The organism is Ensifer adhaerens, from assembly GCF_013283195.1.
In the GTDB taxonomy this organism is placed as follows: domain Bacteria; phylum Pseudomonadota; class Alphaproteobacteria; order Rhizobiales; family Rhizobiaceae; genus Ensifer; species Ensifer adhaerens_G.
In genome coordinates, this window is record NZ_JABEKT010000001.1 from 2393293 (window position 1) to 2411139 (window position 17847).

A 17847-nucleotide genomic window follows, 5' to 3' on the forward strand; every position below is an offset into this window, starting at 1 on the left:
TGGCGACAAAGTCGGCTGCCGGGCCTGAACGGCTGTGAAAAGGTTCCGTCACATCCTCATTAAGCTATTGCTCAAGCTTTGGCCACCGCCCCCTTCCCAAGCCCGCCCTGCTTGCCTAACAATGCTGTCCTGCCACCGAGAAAACTCGGGGCGCGCATGATAATCCGGAAGGGGAAACGGATGTTCAATGTCGACCTCTTGGTCAACGCACTCACCACGCTGCTCGTTACGCTCGATCCGCCGGGTCTTGCTCCGATCTTTCTGAGCCTCACGGTCGGCCTCAGCCGGCAGGAGCGCTTTCAGGTGGCCACGCGCGGCTCGCTGATCGCCTTCTTCATCCTTGCCGCCTTCGCCGTCTTCGGTAACGGCATTCTCGGATTGCTCGGGATCTCTATCGGCGCGTTCCGCATCGCCGGCGGCCTGCTCTTGTTCTGGATCGCCTTCGAGATGATCTTCGAAAAGCGTCAGGAGCGGAAGGAAAAGACCGGTGAGAACGCCACGGTGAAAGATCACATCCATAACATTGCCGTGTTTCCTCTGGCTCTGCCATTGATTGCCGGACCGGGCGCGATCTCCGCGACGATCCTGCTCGCGGGTTCGTTCCCGACCGCGATCGAGCGCACGCAGCTCTTGATCGTCATCGCGCTGTCGATGTTCAGCCTGTTCCTGGCGCTTGTCATCGCCGAACGCATCGACCGCTTTCTCGGCGTCACCGGCCGAGCGATCCTCACCCGCCTGCTTGGGGTCATTCTGGCGGCACTTGCGGTCCAGTTCGTCGTTGACGGCGTGAAATCGGCGATGGCGATCTGAGACGATCGTGATGTTCCAGCGCTTCCGCCTTGGAGAGCATCGCGGCAGTGTTCCATCTCATTGCCTTATGCACTCACACGCAACAAGGGCCGGTTTCCCGGCCCTTGTTGCGTGTGATGATATAGCCTGCAGATGGCTGCTCGGACCGGTTACGGTCGCCAAGGGCACCCGTAGGTCGCTGCGCCCGAGGCGTGGCTCAGAACGGGATGTCGTCGTCGAGATCGCGCGAGAAGTTGCCACCGCCCTGGCTGCCCTGACCACCCTGGCCGCCGCCGGAGCGACCGCCGCCGGAGGACTGGCGCGGCTGCTGGTCGTAATCGTCGTAACCACCACCACTGCTGGCGCCACCGAAGTCGCTACCGCCGCCACGGCTGACGCCACCACCACCGCCCTCGCCGCGACCATCAAGCATGGTCAGCGTGGAGTTGAAGCCTTGCAGCACGATTTCCGTCGAGTAGCGGTCGTTGCCGGTCTGGTCCTGCCATTTGCGGGTCTGCAGCGCACCTTCGATATAGAGCTTGGCGCCCTTCTTGACGTATTGCTCGACGACCTTGCACAGGCCCTCGTTGAAGACGACGACGGTGTGCCATTCGGTCTTTTCCTTGCGCTCGCCGCTGTTGCGGTCGCGCCAGGTTTCCGATGTAGCAATGCGCAGGTTGGCGATCGGCCGGCCATCCTGCGTGCGCCGGATTTCCGGGTCTGCCCCGACGTTTCCGACCAAGATCACCTTGTTGACGCTACCAGCCATATTGCTTTTCCCGTGGTTTTGCCGCGCCACCGGCGCTGCTTTCGAATTTCAAGAGCGCGCATCTTAGCGGTCTGTTGCGGCGGATACGCCCCGCATCATGCATAATCCACAACAGATTTAGTCGATTTGCACGATGTTTGTTCTTTCTTTGTTCTAGTATTTCCCTATGATCCTGTCAACCGAATCGAAATGGCCACCAGTTTTGCCGATTGCGCCTCGACATGGGCGTTAGCGTCATTACATAGGGGGCTTTCAACAGACATGCAAAAGCTGGCTTCCGATGAGCGAACTCAAGACCATCTCCATTCGTGGCGCGCGCGAGCACAATCTCAAGGGCATCGATCTCGATCTGCCGCGCAACAAGCTGATCGTGATGACGGGGCTTTCCGGCTCCGGCAAGTCGTCGCTCGCCTTCGATACCATTTATGCCGAAGGCCAGCGTCGCTACGTCGAGAGCCTCTCGGCCTATGCGCGCCAGTTCCTCGAGATGATGCAGAAGCCGGACGTCGACCAGATCGACGGCCTGTCGCCGGCGATTTCGATCGAACAGAAGACGACCTCGCGCAACCCGCGCTCGACGGTCGGCACGGTCACCGAGATCTACGACTACATGCGTCTGCTGTTCGCGCGTGTCGGCGTGCCCTATTCGCCGGCGACCGGGCTTCCGATCGAAAGCCAGACTGTCAGCCAGATGGTCGATCGGGTTCTCGCCTTCGGTGAAGGCACCCGCCTTTATATCCTCGCGCCGCTCGTGCGCGGCCGCAAGGGCGAGTACAAGAAGGAACTCGCCGAGCTGATGAAGAAGGGCTTTCAGCGCGTCAAGGTCGACGGCACCTTCTACGAAATCGCCGAGGTGCCTGCCCTCGACAAGAAGTACAAGCACGACATCGACGTCGTCGTCGACCGCGTCGTCGTTCGGCCGGATCTTGCCTCGCGCCTCGCCGACAGCCTGGAGACCTGCCTGACGCTCGCCGACGGTCTGGCTGTTGCCGAATTTGCCGACAAGCCGCTGCCGCCGGAAGAGACCGCTGCCGGAGGTTCGGCCAACAAGTCGCTGAACGAAACGCACGAGCGCGTGCTGTTTTCGGAAAAATTCGCCTGCCCCGTCTCGGGTTTCACCATTTCCGAGATCGAGCCGCGGCTGTTCTCGTTCAACAATCCCTTCGGCGCCTGCCCGACCTGCGACGGTCTCGGCAGCCAGCAGAAGATCGACACGGCGCTGATCGTGCCGGAGGAGCACCGGACGCTGCGCGACGGTGCCATCGCTCCATGGGCCAAGTCGTCGTCGCCTTATTACAACCAGACGCTGGAAGCGCTCGGCAAGGTTTTCGGCTTCAAGCTCGGCAACCGCTGGAACGAGCTGTCAGCCGATGCGCAGAAGGCTATTCTGCATGGCACGGAAGAAAAGATCGTCTTTCATTATGAAGACGGTGCGCGCTCCTACAACACCACCAAGAATTTCGAGGGCATCGTGCCCAACCTCGAGCGCCGCTGGAAGGAAACCGACAGTGCCTGGGCGCGCGAGGAGATCGAGCGCTATATGTCGGCAGCACCCTGCCCGGCCTGCGCCGGCTTCCGCCTGAAGCCGGAAGCGCTCGCCGTCAAGATCGACACGCTGCATATCGGCCAGATCACCGAGATGTCGATCCGCGTCGCCCGTGACTGGTTCGAGGTGCTGCCTTCGCACCTCAACACCAAGCAGAACGAGATCGCAGTTCGCATCCTCAAGGAGATCCGCGACCGCCTGCGCTTCCTCAACGATGTCGGTCTCGAATATCTGAGCCTGTCGCGCAACTCCGGTACGCTGTCGGGCGGTGAAAGCCAGCGCATCCGGCTGGCGTCGCAGATCGGTTCCGGTCTGACGGGCGTGCTCTACGTGCTCGACGAACCATCGATCGGCCTGCATCAGCGCGACAACGCCCGCCTGCTCGAGACGCTGCGCCATCTGCGTGACATCGGCAACACGGTGATCGTGGTCGAGCACGACGAGGACGCCATTCTGACGGCCGACTATGTCGTCGACATCGGCCCGGCCGCCGGCATCCATGGTGGCGAAGTGATCGCGCAGGGCTCGCCCGCCGACGTCATGTCCAATCCGAAGTCGCTGACCGGCAAGTATCTCTCCGGCGAGCTGTCGGTTGCCGTTCCGAGCGAGCGCCGCAAGCCGAAGAAGAAAAAGGAAATCACGGTCGTCGGTGCCCGCGCCAACAACCTGAAGAATGTCACGGCGTCCATTCCGCTTGGCATTTTCACGGCGGTGACGGGTGTGTCCGGCGGTGGCAAGTCCACCTTCCTGATCGAGACGCTCTATAAGGCTGCTGCCCGCCGCATCATGGGCGCGCGTGAAAACCCGGCTGAACACGATCGTATCGACGGTTTCGAGCATATCGACAAGGTGATCGACATCGACCAGTCGCCGATCGGACGCACGCCGCGCTCGAACCCGGCGACCTACACAGGTGCCTTCACTCCGATCCGCGACTGGTTCGCCGGACTGCCGGAAGCAAAGGCCCGCGGTTACCAGCCCGGTCGCTTCTCGTTCAACGTCAAGGGCGGGCGCTGCGAAGCCTGCCAGGGCGACGGCGTCATCAAGATCGAGATGCACTTCCTGCCGGATGTCTACGTCACCTGCGACGTCTGCCACGGCAAGCGCTACAATCGCGAGACGCTGGATGTGCACTTCAAGGGCAAGTCGATCGCCGACGTGCTCGACATGACCGTCGAGGAAGGTGTGGAGTTCTTTGCCGCCGTTCCGGCCGTGCGCGACAAGCTGGTGACGCTGAACCAGGTGGGCCTCGGCTATATCAAGGTCGGCCAGCAGGCAAATACGTTGTCAGGCGGCGAAGCCCAGCGCGTCAAGCTCGCCAAGGAATTGTCGAAGCGTTCGACAGGGCGCACGCTTTATATCCTCGACGAGCCGACAACTGGCTTGCATTTCCACGACGTGGCCAAGCTTCTTGAAGTTCTGCATGAACTCGTCAACCAGGGTAACTCGGTCGTGGTCATCGAGCACAATCTCGAAGTCATCAAGACCGCAGACTGGGTCATCGACTTTGGTCCCGAAGGCGGCGACGGCGGCGGCGAGGTCATTGCCAAGGGAACACCGGAGGACGTTGTTAAGGAGCCGCGTTCCTATACCGGCCAATTCCTGAAGGAACTCTTGGAGCGTCGTCCGATGAAAAAGGTTGAGGCGGCTGAGTGAGCGTATCGGGCAACGCTGGTAAGAACGCTGTCGCCGGCTTCGCAATGATGCGTCCGGCGACGACCGACGACCTGCCCGTTGTACGGGACATCACCTTTGCAGCTTACGCGCCCTACACTGAGCTGCTCGGCGGGCCGCCCTTGCCTGTGACCGAGGATTATGGACCTCGCATTGAGCGCGAAGAGGTATGGCTTCGCGACGATGATGGCGTGATGTCGGCCCTTGCGGTTTTCGAACGTCACGAAGATCACCTCCTGATCTTTAGTCTTGCGGTCGCGCCCCCTTTCCAACGTCAGGGTCTCGGGATTGAGCTATTGCGGTTTGTGGATGCGCAAGCCGTCGAATGGGGCGTGCCGGAGGTCCGGCTCTATACCAATGCGCGGATGGAGCGAAACATCGCACTCTACCGAGCCTATGGTTTCCAAGAAACGGGTCGCCGGCCGAACCCCTATCGACCAGGGTGGATGCTGGTGGATATGGCCAAGCCCGCGGGGCAGATGGCGTCCGAGTAAATTGACATGCGGCCTGACTGTGCCGCCATGAGGAGGATGGGATGACGAATTCCGGAAAGATCCGCGTTGGTATCGGCGGTTGGACGTTCGAGCCATGGGAGGGCTCGTTCTATCCCGAGACCCTGTCGAAGAAGCGCCAGCTCGAATTTGCGGGCAAGGAACTGCGTGCGATCGAGGTCAACGGCACCTATTATTCGTCGCAGAAGCCCGAGACCTTCGCCCGGTGGGCTTCCGAAGTGCCGGAGGATTTTGTCTTCTCGCTGAAGGCCAGCCGCTTCGTCACCAACCGCAAGGTTTTGGCCGAGGCCGGTGAATCCATGCAGAAATTCCTGACGCAGGGGCTGACGGAGCTCGGCCCCCATCTCGGGCCGATCCTGTGGCAGTTCGCGCCGACCAAGAAGTTCGAGCCGGAGGATTTCGAAGGCTTCCTCAAGCTCCTGCCGGTAAAGCAGGACGGCCTGCCGCTTCGTCACGTCGTCGAGGTGCGCAACCCGACGTTCCAGGCGCCTGACTTCGTGGAGCTGCTTGAAAAATACAAGGTTGCCGTCGTGCTGGCAGAACACGCCGACTATCCGATGATCGCCGATGTTACCGCCGATTTCGTCTATCTGCGCCTGCAAAAGGGCAGCGACGATATCAAGACCTGCTACGCCCCGGAACAACTCGACCTCTGGGCGGATCGCGCCAGGACGTTTGCCGCCGGGGGAGAGCCGGAGGGACTTGCCAAGAGTGCGCCCGATCGCAAGGCCAAGAAGGAGCCGCGTGATGTCTTTGCCTTCTTCATCACCGAAGGCAAGGTGAACGCACCGAACGGTGCGCGCGAGTTGCAGAAGCGCGTCGACTAAACCGCGCCGCACAAGAAGTGCGGCGCGGTTTGGCGGTAGCCTTGCGCCCGACCGCAACACGCGATTCACGGCAAGTGGGGTCAAGGCTTGCCACGCTGTTTGGGCCATCGTTTCAGGTGCGGGGACAGCCCCGCGCCTCCCCGACAAGGCGCTATATGGGCGCCTCCATATCGGCAAACGAATCAATTTGCGCTGCCCGTCACATCGCCGCCGCTTGTGCAACCGCGACTGCCCCTGGGGGTACCATTTATATGCTTTTTTACCCTTCAAAATTTTGATTTTTCGCCTGCCGCTGCGGCAGCGTCGCAGGCAAACTGCCGAAGTGCCTGATTTTCAAGGCATTGGCCGCTTTCCCCGTTTTCCACAGTCGATCCACACAACATCTAGCGCTCAAACTTCCGTCACAAACCACCCCTTGACGCCCTAGGACGATTCACGGTTAATGGATTTCACGTTGCGACGGCGGCGGACCGGAATGTTTTGAGCCCGGTTCATTTCTCGAAATCGTCGGTTCTGACATGCGGCAAGCGCGGGTTCCCCGCTTGAGCAACATTTGGCTGGCATCAGGAAGCTGTTAATACTATATTTAGTGCTTGCAGCCAGCCTATCTCACAAGATACAGGGTCACCCAAATCTGGGTTTCCCTTCAAGAACGGAAGCTGAGACTGGCTGCGGAATGGCTCCGCGGCCGGGCGGGGACAATTGCGCCTGTGGCGGGCGCATGGCAACACGAAGGACACGGGACAATGCTGATCGAACGTCGTTTCACCAAGGCCGGGCAATCCGCCTATGCGGAGATAGAGTTCCGTAAAGCTACGAGTGAAATCAAGAATCCCGACGGCTCGATCGTCTTCCGTCTCGCAGATATCGATGTGCCGGCGCAGTTCAGCCAGGTTGCCGCCGATATTCTCGCCCAGAAGTATTTCCGCAAGGCTGGCGTGCCAGCGAAGCTGAAGCGCGTCGAGGAGAACGATGTCCCCTCCTTCCTCTGGCGCTCGGTTCCCGACACAGAAGCGCTGAAGGCGCTGCCGAAGGACGAACAGTACGGTTCCGAAACCGATGCCCGCCAGGTTTTCGATCGCCTGGCCGGCACCTGGGCCTACTGGGGCTGGAAGGGCGGCTATTTCGCCAGCGAAGAAGACGCCTCCGCCTTCCGTGACGAACTTGCCTACATGCTCGCCACCCAGCGCGTTGCGCCTAACTCGCCGCAATGGTTCAACACCGGCCTGCATTGGGCCTATGGCATCGATGGCCCCGGCCAGGGCCACTTCTACGTCGACCCCTTCACCGGCAAGCTGACCAAGTCCAAGTCCGCCTACGAGCACCCGCAGCCGCACGCCTGCTTCATCCAGTCGGTTGCCGACGACCTCGTTAACGAGGGCGGCATCATGGATCTGTGGGTGCGTGAAGCGCGCCTGTTCAAGTATGGTTCCGGCACCGGCTCCAACTTCTCGCACCTGCGCAGCGAAGGCGAAAAGCTTTCGGGCGGCGGCAAGTCTTCGGGCCTGATGTCGTTCCTGAAGATCGGCGACCGCGCAGCCGGCGCCATCAAGTCGGGCGGCACCACCCGTCGCGCCGCCAAGATGGTCGTCGTCGATATCGATCACCCGGATATCGAGGAATACATCAACTGGAAGGTCAAGGAAGAGCAGAAGGTTGCAGCGCTCGTCACCGGCTCGAAGGTCGTCGCCAAGCATCTGAAGGCGATCATGAAGGCCTGCGTCAACTGCGACGGCACCGACGACGCCTGCTACGACCCGAAGCAGAACCCGGCGCTCAAGCGCGAGATCCGCGCTGCCAAGCAGTCGCTGGTTCCTGAAAACTACGTCCAGCGCGTCATCCAGTTTGCCAGGCAGGGCTACAAGGACCTCGAGTTCAAGACCTACGACACCGACTGGGATTCGGAAGCCTACCTCACGGTTTCGGGCCAGAACTCCAACAACTCTGTCTCGATCAAGGACGACTTCCTGCGCGCCGTGGAAGCCGATGGCGACTGGCACCTGACCGCCCGCAAGGACGGCCGCGTGATGAAGACGCTGAAGGCGCGCGATCTGTGGGAATCGATCTCCTACGCCGCCTGGGCGTCGGCCGATCCGGGTCTGCACTTCAACACGACGATGAACGACTGGCACACCAGCCCCGCCGCCGGCCCGATCCGCGCGTCGAACCCGTGCTCGGAATACATGTTCCTCGACGACACCGCCTGCAACCTCGCTTCGCTGAACCTGATGATGTTCAAGGATGCCGCGACGAAGCGCATCAACATCGCCGACTACGAACACGCCGTGCGGCTGTGGACCGTCGTTCTCGAAGTCTCGGTGATGATGGCGCAGTTCCCGTCCCGCGAGATCGCGGAACTCTCCTACGAATACCGCACGCTCGGCCTTGGCTATGCCAATATCGGCGGCCTCCTGATGTCGTCGGGGATTCCCTATGACTCCACCGAAGGCCGCGCCATTGCCGGCGCGCTGACGGCGATCATGACCGGCGTTTCCTATGCCACCTCGGCGGAAATGGCCGCCAAGCTTGGGCCGTTCCCGGGCTTTGCCCCGAACCGCGACAACATGCTGCGCGTCATCCGCAACCATCGCCGCGCCGCTTACGGTGAGACGACGGGCTATGAGGGCCTCTCGGTCAACCCGGTCGCGCTCATCCACAGCGAAAATCCCGACCAGGACCTCGTCATCCACGCCATGAGTGCTTGGGACAAGGCGCTGGAACTCGGCGAGAAGCACGGCTACCGCAACGCCCAGTCGACCGTCATCGCGCCGACCGGCACGATCGGCCTTGTCATGGACTGCGACACCACCGGCATCGAGCCTGACTTCGCGCTGGTCAAGTTCAAGAAGCTCGCCGGTGGCGGTTACTTCAAGATCATCAACCGCGCCGTTCCGGAAGCCCTGCGCTCGCTTGGCTACTCCGAAAGCCAGCTTGCCGAGATGGAAGCCTATGCCGTCGGCCATGGCAACCTCAACCAGGCACCGGCCGTCAACCCCTCGACGCTGAAGGCCAAGGGCTTCACCGACGAGAAGATCGAGGCTGTCAACGCTGCCCTGAAGTCGGCCTTCGACATCAAGTTCGTCTTCAACCAGTGGACGCTGGGTGCTGACTTCCTGAAGGGCGCCCTGAAGGTCACGGACGAGCAGCTCGCGCAGATGGATTTCAACCTGCTCGAGCACATGGGCTTCTCGAAGAAGGACATCGAAGCGGCCAACATCCACGTCTGCGGTGCGATGACGCTCGAAGGTGCGCCGTTCCTCAAGAACGAACACCTGCCGGTCTTCGATTGCGCCAACCCGTGCGGCAAGATCGGCAAGCGTTACCTCTCGGTCGAAAGCCACATCCGCATGATGGCTGCCGCCCAGCCGTTCATCTCGGGCGCCATCTCCAAGACGATCAACATGCCGAACGAGGCGACCGTCGAGGACTGCAAGAACGCCTACATGCTGTCCTGGAAGCTGGCGCTGAAGGCCAACGCCCTTTATCGCGATGGTTCGAAGCTCTCGCAGCCGCTGAACGCCTCGCTGATCGAAGACGAGAACGATGAGGATGCGCTGGAGGATCTGATCCAGGCACCGGCCGCAGCCCAGGCCGTGACCATCACCGAGAAGATCGTCGAGCGCGTCATCGAGAAGGTGATCCGCGCCCGCGAAAAGCTGCCGAACCGTCGCCAGGGTTACACCCAGAAGGCTGTCGTCGGCGGCCACAAGGTCTACCTGCGCACCGGCGAATTCGGTGATGGCCGTCTCGGCGAGATCTTCATCGACATGCACAAGGAAGGCGCCGCCTTCCGTGCGATGATGAACAACTTCGCCATCGCCATCTCGCTCGGCCTGCAATACGGCGTGCCGCTGGAAGAATATGTGGAGGCCTTCACCTTCACCAAGTTCGAACCGGCCGGCATGGTCCAGGGCAATGACGCGATCAAGAACGCGACGTCGATCCTCGATTACGTCTTCCGTGAACTGGCCGTATCCTACCTCGGCCGTCATGATCTGGCCCATGTCGACACGTCCGACTTCAGCAACACGGCGCTCGGCAAGGGTATCCAGGAAGGCAAGACCAACCTGATCTCCACCGGCTGGACCCGCGGTTACAAGCCGACCATCGTCGGTGGCACGGCCGACCGCGCCGGGGAGCCGAAGGGATCGGCGACATCAGCCCCTGCCCGCGCCTCGTCCGGTGCAACGGTCACCTCGATCGCCGGCAACACGGTCCGCAAGATCGAGCAGACGACGTCGATTGCAACCTCCGAAATCGTCGCCTTCAAGCGCGATTATGAGGAGCGTGCGGCGGAACTTGCCGAAGAGATCGCCGAGGAAACGACCGAGACGGTCACGGAAGTGACGGCCCTTTTCTCCGACAAGGCCGCGGCCGAAGCGGCATCGGCGAAGTCGGATGCCAAGAAGCTCGAAGCCGAACGCCGCGCCCGCTCGATCATGCAGGGCTACACCGGCAATATGTGCTCCGAGTGCCAGAACTTCACCATGGTGCGCAACGGCACCTGCGAGAAGTGCGACACCTGCGGCGCGACCAGCGGCTGCAGCTGATCATTGCTGCACTCATAGCTTGAATTTGCGTGCGTGCAGTGCAAGACTAGAAACGAAAGGCGCCCTTTTGCTTGGGCGCCTTTCGCGTTCCGTAGGGCACCGGATCTTCGTCTAACCTGATTGCCCCAGACGCGACGTAAGTGCGATAGTCGCGACGCTCGATGCCTATAACGATGCGCATAGCGGTATGGTCGACCAGCCGGGCTTTGCGGTCCTCATCCGCAATCCCGAAACGAAAGCGGCTATCGGCGGGCTCTATGCGACGGATGGCTATGGTTGGGCCTTCATCCGCTATCTCGCAATACCGGAAAACCTGCGCGGCCAGGGCTTGGGGCAACGGGTGATCGCGGAGGCGGAGAAGGTCGCGCGGGACCGCGGCTACATCGGCCTTTGGCTCGATACGTTCGAGTTTCAGGCGCGGCCCTTTTACGAGAAGCTGGGCTTTGAGGTTTTCGGTCAGTTGGAAGGCGGGCCCGGTGCAATACCGCGTTACTTCCTGAAGAAACGGTTTTAGCTTCGACACCCGCATGCAGATGGCATGCGTCTCGCGACGCAGACATGGCGCTAACGGTTGGCGATTGGATCGTGTTGGCTGCTGCCAGTGGGACTGAAGAGCCGGCTCGGCCATGCCAGACAGTTGATTGACGCCATACGATTTGCTGCCGGCGGCGCCCGGATTTGAGTTGTCGCCCGGACGCCGTAGCGGGTCTATTTCATCAGCCCCGCGGCGCGCAAAGCGTCTTCGATGATCTTCTGGACGCCGGAGGGGGGTACCTTCCCCGCTCCGGTCTGACGCCGTCTCGCCTGCTCCTCTTCATTCTCGCTGACGAGCGTGCCCGGCATAAGGATGTCACCCGTATGGACGAAACCCTCCGACTTCGCGTCCTTCTCATCGTTTGGCCGATGATCAGCAGCAAGGGTCACAAGCCCCCAGAAGCTGGCAATCCGTAACGTGGAGGATATGCCGGTTTCCAGCATATAGGGGCCCACCTTGCCATAACCATCCGGACCGGCTGTCGCCAACGGCGTGCCGTGGCCCATCCCTTGGATGGCATAGGTTTCGATGACCTGTCGTCCATCGGCGTCGCGCCAGACCCGGCGTAGGTAACCTTTTTCAGGCTCGCTGGTGAAGTCGGTCGTTTTGACACCGTGAAGCCCCGTCCATTGCCGAACGATCGCCTCCATGTTCGACACGTCGACCGTGCCATCGGCGGTGCCGTGCCAGACCGATATCGTCGGCCAGCGTCCCTTGTGGGGCGATGCCCTGCGAATCAGCGTCTGAAGCTGGGTTTCGCCGGGACCACCATGCCCCCGCATACGGTCGAACGCTTCCGGAATGGATGTTGCCGTGCCAAAGGGCAATCCTGCGATGATCGCTCCGCCCGCGAAAACCTCGGGGTAGCTCGCCAGCATCACCGATGACATCGCGCCGCCGGCCGAAAGGCCGACAATGAAGATGCGGCTTCGGTCCAAATTGTAGGTCGAAACCATGGTCTCGATCATCTCGTGGATCGAGCGGGCTTCACCGGCGTCGCGTCGCGCATCGCCAGGTTCAAACCAGTTGAAGCAGAGGTTGGCATTGTTGACGCGCTGCTGTTCCGGGAAAAGAAGCGCAAAATCGTATCGATCGGCCAGATTCGACCACCCCGAGCCCTCGTCATAGGCGGCTGCGTTCTGGGTGCAGCCGTGCAGGACGACCACCAATGGAGCACCCACGGCAAGGTTTTGTGGAACGAACATCCGGGCTTTGAGCGCTCCAGGGTTGGCGCCCGCTATGGCAAAATCCTTCAGGCGGTCACGGGTGGAATGCGCGTTCACCTGACCGTAGGCGGCTTTGAGTGCGGCAAGGCGGGCAATGGTGTCCTGCAGATTTCTCATTTCAGGCATCCCTCATGGTGCAACGGCCAAAACGGCGCTAACACCTCCCAACGCATTCACCACGGATTGGTTGCTGCACTGCACAAAATATTGCCAGCTGACATTAGAATACCAGGAGAACACCTGGCAGCTTTCTATCCGGAACCTTGAAAGCGTTTATTTCAGACGTCGGGGAACTATCCGTCCGCCGGTGGGTTGCGTCTTCGTGTTCCCGACAACAGCAGATGGAGCTTCGGTGCTCATGCCGGTCGCAGCTTTCGATGCAGAATTCGGCGGCACGCTCTAACCAATAACGTGTACGCCGGATTTTCACATCAGCGATGCTTGAGATGGGTCGGCGATCTCGCCGCACAAGCCGAATTCTAAACTTGGCTGTTGCGGGCCGCGGCGAGACATTACGCGCAAGCAAGGATGAAACCTCATGGCAAAGAATACCTTTGAAACTCGCAAGGGCGAAGGCGGAGAAACACATCAGCAGGTCTCCGAACACAACGAGGATACGGCGGATGCGGCCCATCTGACGACAAATCAAGGCATCCGCATCAGCGATAACCAGAACAGCCTTCGGTCGGGAGACCGTGGCCCGACGCTTCTGGAGGACTTCGTTCTACGGGAGAAGATCTTTCATTTTGACCACGAGCGCATTCCCGAGCGCATCGTTCATGCCCGAGGATCCGGTGCTCACGGGTATTTCGAGCTTTTCGAATCCCTCGCCGATATAACCAAAGCTGACCTATTTCAGCGGGCGGGCGAGAAAACACCGCTGTTTGCCCGCTTTTCGACGGTGGCTGGCGGCGCAGGGTCGGTCGACACGCCAAGAGATGTTCGCGGCTTTGCGGTGAAGTTCTACACCCGGGAAGGCAATTGGGATCTGGTCGGTAACAACATCCCCGTCTTTTTCATCCAGGACGCTGTCAAGTTTCCCGATCTTGTTCATGCCGTCAAAATGGAATCCGACCGCGCCTTCCCTCAAGCCGGCAGCGCTCACGACACCTTTTGGGACTGGGCGTCCCTGATGCCGGAAACGACCCACATGCTGATGTGGGCTATGTCCGACCGTACCATTCCGCGCTCATTGCGCATGATGGAAGGTTTCGGAATCCATACCTTCCGTCTGGTCAGCGCCGAAGGCAAATCGACTTTCGTCAAGTTCCACTGGAAGCCGAAGCTCGGCATTCAATCGACCGTGTGGGATGAGGCCCTGAAGCTGCAGGCTGCTGACAACGACTATCATCGCCGCGACCTTTGGGAAGCCATTGCGACCGGCAACTTTCCCGAATGGGAACTCGGGTTGCAGCTGTTCGACCAGGAATTTGCCGACGCTCAGCCCTATGACGTGCTCGATGCGACAAAGCTCATTCCAGAAGAGCTGATCCCGATCCGGATTGTCGGTCGCATGGTTCTGGACCGAAACCCCGACAACTTCTTCGCAGAGACCGAGCAGGTCGCTTTCTGCCCAGCCAACATCGTGCCGGGGGTGGATTTTTCCAACGATCCTCTCCTGCAGGGTCGCTTGTTCAGTTATCTCGACACGCAGAAATCCAGGCTTGGAACGGCGAATTTTCATCAGATCCCGATCAATGCGCCCAAATGTCCCGTAATGAATTTTCAGCGCGACGGACAGATGCAGATGAACGTCCCGAAGGGGCGCGCGAACTATGAGCCCAACAGTCTTGCCGAGCACGGCGAAGCTGGTGGCCCGCGCGAGTGCCCGAGGACGGGGTTCAGCACATCGGAAGGCCGAGTCGACCTGCACGAACAGGGGGGCAAGTTACGCGCACGCGGTGAGCTTTTTGCCGATCATTACAGCCAGGCCCGATTGTTCTGGATATCGCAACAGCCGACCGAGCAGGCCCATATCGCCTCGTCATTCGTTTTTGAGTTGTCCAAGGTCCAACTTGCGCAAGTTCCTCCACGCATGCTCGCCAACCTGCGCAATGTCGACGAGGATCTGGCCATGCGTGTGGCCGATGGTCTCGGTCTGGTGCTGCCGGACAAGAGCCCCACAGCGCGGGAACCTTTCGCCATGGAGCCTTCACCGGCGCTGAGTATCCATGCGAACATGAAGGCTCTCCTCACCGGCCGTAAAGTCGGAATCCTGATCGCTGATGGCACAGATGCAGCAGAGTTGAAGGAGATTGTGGCGGCGGTCGAGAAAGCGGGAGGCACTGCCTTCCTTGTTTCACCGAGGATAGGTGGAGCCAGGCTCTCCGATGAGAACATCATGAAGGCGGACGGGCAATTGGCTGGATCCCCGTCGCAGCTCTTCGACGCTGTTGCCCTCGTCCTCTCGAATGCTTCTGCCATCGATCTCGCCAAGCAGGCAGCTGCAGTTCAATGGGTTATGGATGCATTTGGCCACTTGAAGGCAATAGGCTCAAGCGAAACATCGAAGCCTCTGCTGGATAAGGCGGGCGTGGCGCCGGATGCTGGCATTGTTGGATTGGTGGGCACGAGTTTTGTCGAGGCCGCAGCGACGCGGTATTGGGATCGTGAGCCGAAGGTCCGCGCGCTGGCGTAGCTTCTAACGCCATCAGCCGTTCTCTTGGGCCGGACCAATCATCGGCCTTCCCGGTTGCCAAAGCCCCCGCTCGTGTCGCCATGCGGGTGCTTTGTTCTTCAACGACTGCCGCCGGCATCACCGGTTCGGTTGATCGGAGCGTGGGAGATCGCACCCGTGCAACCGAAGCCGTTTTGGCGAAATGCCCATTTCTATGGCATTTCCGTCTGCTTCGCCGGATTACTTCGGTGCGACGATGCCCTGGTAATAGTCGCCGTCGCCGCCCACATAACCCACACCCAGACTACCCGTGGTTTGCGCACAGGCAGACAGGGTGGTGAGAACGAGTAGCAACATCGCGGTTTTCATAGGCTTTTGCTCCTTCAGCGTCGTTTGACATTCGGCCGTGCGCTACCGCCGAAGCGACGCATGACGATTTGACCCAGCAATTCTATGATACTCCATGGAGTATCTATCAAGGGCGTTGATTGTTAAAAGCTAATTTGTGCCTGTCTGTGATGTTTTCAACGCCTGCGCGTACTGCAATGGCACATTTTTGGGCGCGGCTCGGTGTCACAGCTCTTGCTGAAGGGCGCACGATACAAACGATACGCTGTCTCTGGCCGTTAGAGTTAAGCCAGCCCCCGGAGAGACCGAGACGAAATCTCACGTCGACAGATGCTTGCCCGATTGCTCCCGCTCTCGCCAGTAGCGCAGCCTGAGGCGTGGCGCCATCAGCCAGGCGATGAAGGGCGTCAGGATGAAACACGTGACGACCACGACAGGCAGAGCGTATTTGGCGTTGTCGGCCAGCGCCGGGATGGAGAGAACGATTACAACACCGATGCCGAAGAGCACCGCGTTGATCATCAGCCCAACCATGATGGCAAGCTGCAGGCGTACGGACATGTCGGCCTCCGTTTAAAACCACCGAGCGAGAACGCTGACTTTTTCGAATGGTTCTGAAATCGGGATTGTAGCAGAAACCGTCCACGCGCGAAATGAGAGCACAAACCGGTCGCCGTTCGCTTTCGGCCTGTCGTTTCGGCGCGGCTGCCCTATGCTTGTCCTCAAGCGACCGACTACCCAAATGGATTGGGACATGTGAGCTGTATGGCCCCACCCTGATCCGCTGCCGATCGCTTCAGTCTGAAGGAGTCCGCATGCCGAGCAACCCATACGAAACCCTTGGTGTCAGCCGGGACGCCACGCAGAAAGACATTCAGAGCGCCTACCGCAAGCTCGCCAAGAAACTTCATCCTGATCTCAATCCCGGAGACAAGGGAGCGGAGGAGCGTTTCAAGGCGGTATCGGCTGCCTATGCGCTTTTGAGCGACGAGGAGAAGCGCGGCAAGTTCGATCGCGGCGAGATCGACGAGACCGGCGCGGAGACGGCGCCGCGCAACTTCTACCGCGACTTTGCCGGCGCCGGCGGCACCGCCGGGCGTTATGAAAGCGCCCACGGATTTCAGGATTTCGGCGACAAGGACGATATCTTCTCCAGCTTCTTTTCTCGTCGTGGTCGGGGTCAGCAATCCATGCGCGGGCAGGATTTACATTTTTCCATGGAGATCGATCTGCTTGAGGCGGTCAATGGCGCCAAGAAGCAGATCAGCCTGCCGGGTGGCGGGCCGGCCCTTGATCTGACGATCCCGCCGGGCACGCGCGATGGGCAGACGCTGCGCCTGCGTGGCAAGGGTGAGCCTGGCCACAACGGCGCCGCCGCCGGCGACGCGCTGATCGACATCCGTGTGCGGCCGCATCCGCTGTTCCAGGTGGACGGTGAGGATGTCCGCTACGATATCCCTATTTCGCTCAGCGAAGCGGTGCTTGGCGGCAAGATCCGCGTTCCAACGATGGATGGGGCTGTCAATGTCACCATCCCGCCGCACTCCAATACCGGCAAGGTCTTGCGGCTGAAGGGCAAGGGCATGCGCAAGCCGGGTGGCGGCCACGGCGATGCCTATGTGACGCTGAAGATCACGCTTGCGCCGCATGCCGATCCGTCGCTCGCTGCCTTCGTTGAAGGATGGGCAGCCGGCAAGGCAGAGGATCCCCGCAAGAACCTGGGAGGCAACGCATGAACGATAGCGAGTTTTGCGAACACCTCGAAATCGAGGTCACGGTGCTCCAAGTCTGGGTCGAACAGCGTTGGCTGGTGCCGCGCCGGGAAGACAGCGGCTGGATCTTCGAAGAGGATGATCTTGCCCGCGCCCGCCTGATCCAGGACCTGACCGGCCCCATGGGGGTCAACAACGACGGCGTCGACGTCGCCATGCAACTTCTCGATCAGATCCACGGCCTGCGCGGCCGATTGCGCGCTTTGATGACGGCGATCCGCAGTCAGGATCCTGATGTTCAGAGGCTTATCCTGTCTCGCGTGGACGACGAATAATCGACTGCGACCACCGGAATTGCGGCAATTCCAAAGCTTTCGCCAGAAGCAGGGTGTTGGCGAACTCGAGCAGTCGTAGTCGTTGCGCATCATGGCGCCCATGGCTTGCATCCGTTTGACAAACTGCGACGCATCCGGCGCAAACGGTCTTGTTCGCAACGGACATCGGTGTCCCTTCACCTTTACGGCCATGCCGGCGTCCGCCGCCTTCTGTATTACCACTATCTCCGGATTAAAATCCGCATTGGCATCGTGTGCGGTCACGATCACCAGTCGCCTGGCCACATATGGCGCTGCCATTTCCGGCAATCGTTAGGATTTGACTAAAAGGCGGCTGCCAGTTTTCACCGGGCTTCAAGTGAAATCGCGCAAAACGGAAAGGATTGACAACAACGAAGGCAGGTGAA

At 60.4% G+C, this 17847-nt stretch carries 13 protein-coding genes; 9 read left to right on the forward strand and 4 right to left on the reverse strand.

Annotated features, from left to right (window positions below):
• The first annotated feature begins 180 nt into the window (after positions 1-180).
• Complete coding sequence (locus LPJGGPFB_RS11410; RefSeq protein WP_173420010.1) at positions 181-810, forward strand: MarC family protein; 630 nt, start codon at positions 181-183, stop codon at positions 808-810.
• 196 nt (positions 811-1006) lie between these two features.
• Here LPJGGPFB_RS11410 and LPJGGPFB_RS11415 read toward each other — a convergent pair whose 3' ends face one another.
• The gene (locus tag LPJGGPFB_RS11415; RefSeq protein ID WP_077503570.1) at positions 1007-1558 is read right to left on the reverse strand and encodes a single-stranded DNA-binding protein; all 552 of its coding nucleotides are present in this window, start codon (positions 1556-1558) and stop codon (positions 1007-1009) included.
• Between the two features lie 280 nt (positions 1559-1838).
• Between LPJGGPFB_RS11415 and uvrA the strand changes: the two genes are divergently transcribed.
• From uvrA to LPJGGPFB_RS11440, 5 genes are all read left to right on the forward strand, one after another.
• Positions 1839-4760, forward strand: a complete 2922-nt coding sequence (gene uvrA / locus LPJGGPFB_RS11420) for an excinuclease ABC subunit UvrA (protein ID WP_173420011.1) — start codon at positions 1839-1841, stop codon at positions 4758-4760.
• 44 nt (positions 4761-4804) lie between these two features.
• On the forward strand, positions 4805-5272 hold the full coding sequence (locus LPJGGPFB_RS11425; protein ID WP_173421019.1) for a GNAT family N-acetyltransferase: 468 nt from the start codon (positions 4805-4807) through the stop codon (positions 5270-5272).
• 41 nt (positions 5273-5313) lie between these two features.
• Positions 5314-6117 carry a DUF72 domain-containing protein gene (locus LPJGGPFB_RS11430; RefSeq protein WP_173420012.1) on the forward strand — a complete coding sequence of 268 codons (804 nt, stop codon included), beginning with the start codon at positions 5314-5316 and terminating at the stop codon, positions 6115-6117.
• A gap of 746 nt (positions 6118-6863) precedes the next feature.
• Entirely contained in the window at positions 6864-10667 is a 3804-nt protein-coding gene (locus LPJGGPFB_RS11435) for a vitamin B12-dependent ribonucleotide reductase (protein ID WP_173420013.1), read from the forward strand.
• 187 nt (positions 10668-10854) lie between these two features.
• Positions 10855-11181, forward strand: coding sequence for a GNAT family N-acetyltransferase (locus LPJGGPFB_RS11440; protein WP_173420014.1), 327 nt, complete (start codon positions 10855-10857; stop codon positions 11179-11181).
• 194 nt (positions 11182-11375) lie between these two features.
• Here the strand turns inward: LPJGGPFB_RS11440 and LPJGGPFB_RS11445 are convergent, their stop codons facing one another.
• The gene (locus tag LPJGGPFB_RS11445; RefSeq protein ID WP_173420015.1) at positions 11376-12545 is read right to left on the reverse strand and encodes an extracellular catalytic domain type 1 short-chain-length polyhydroxyalkanoate depolymerase; all 1170 of its coding nucleotides are present in this window, start codon (positions 12543-12545) and stop codon (positions 11376-11378) included.
• 421 nt (positions 12546-12966) lie between these two features.
• On the opposite strand from LPJGGPFB_RS11445, the gene LPJGGPFB_RS11450 reads away from it, so the two are divergent.
• Positions 12967-15066: a catalase gene (locus LPJGGPFB_RS11450; protein ID WP_173420016.1), complete on the forward strand. Its 2100-nt coding sequence runs from the start codon at positions 12967-12969 to the stop codon at positions 15064-15066.
• Positions 15067-15285: 219 nt separating this feature from the next.
• Here LPJGGPFB_RS11450 and LPJGGPFB_RS33445 read toward each other — a convergent pair whose 3' ends face one another.
• Positions 15286-15414 (reverse strand): hypothetical protein, encoded by a 129-nt coding sequence (locus LPJGGPFB_RS33445; protein WP_268833758.1) that lies wholly within the window; start codon positions 15412-15414, stop codon positions 15286-15288.
• 297 nt (positions 15415-15711) lie between these two features.
• Positions 15712-15954, reverse strand: coding sequence for a hypothetical protein (locus tag LPJGGPFB_RS11455; protein WP_173420017.1), 243 nt, complete (start codon positions 15952-15954; stop codon positions 15712-15714).
• A gap of 254 nt (positions 15955-16208) precedes the next feature.
• Between LPJGGPFB_RS11455 and LPJGGPFB_RS11460 the strand changes: the two genes are divergently transcribed.
• The gene (locus tag LPJGGPFB_RS11460; protein WP_173420018.1) at positions 16209-17129 is read left to right on the forward strand and encodes a DnaJ C-terminal domain-containing protein; all 921 of its coding nucleotides are present in this window, start codon (positions 16209-16211) and stop codon (positions 17127-17129) included.
• Positions 17126-17440: a chaperone modulator CbpM gene (locus LPJGGPFB_RS11465; protein ID WP_173420019.1), complete on the forward strand. Its 315-nt coding sequence runs from the start codon at positions 17126-17128 to the stop codon at positions 17438-17440. The genes LPJGGPFB_RS11460 and LPJGGPFB_RS11465 overlap by 4 nt, the downstream gene beginning before the upstream one ends.
• Positions 17441-17847: the final 407 nt, after the last annotated feature.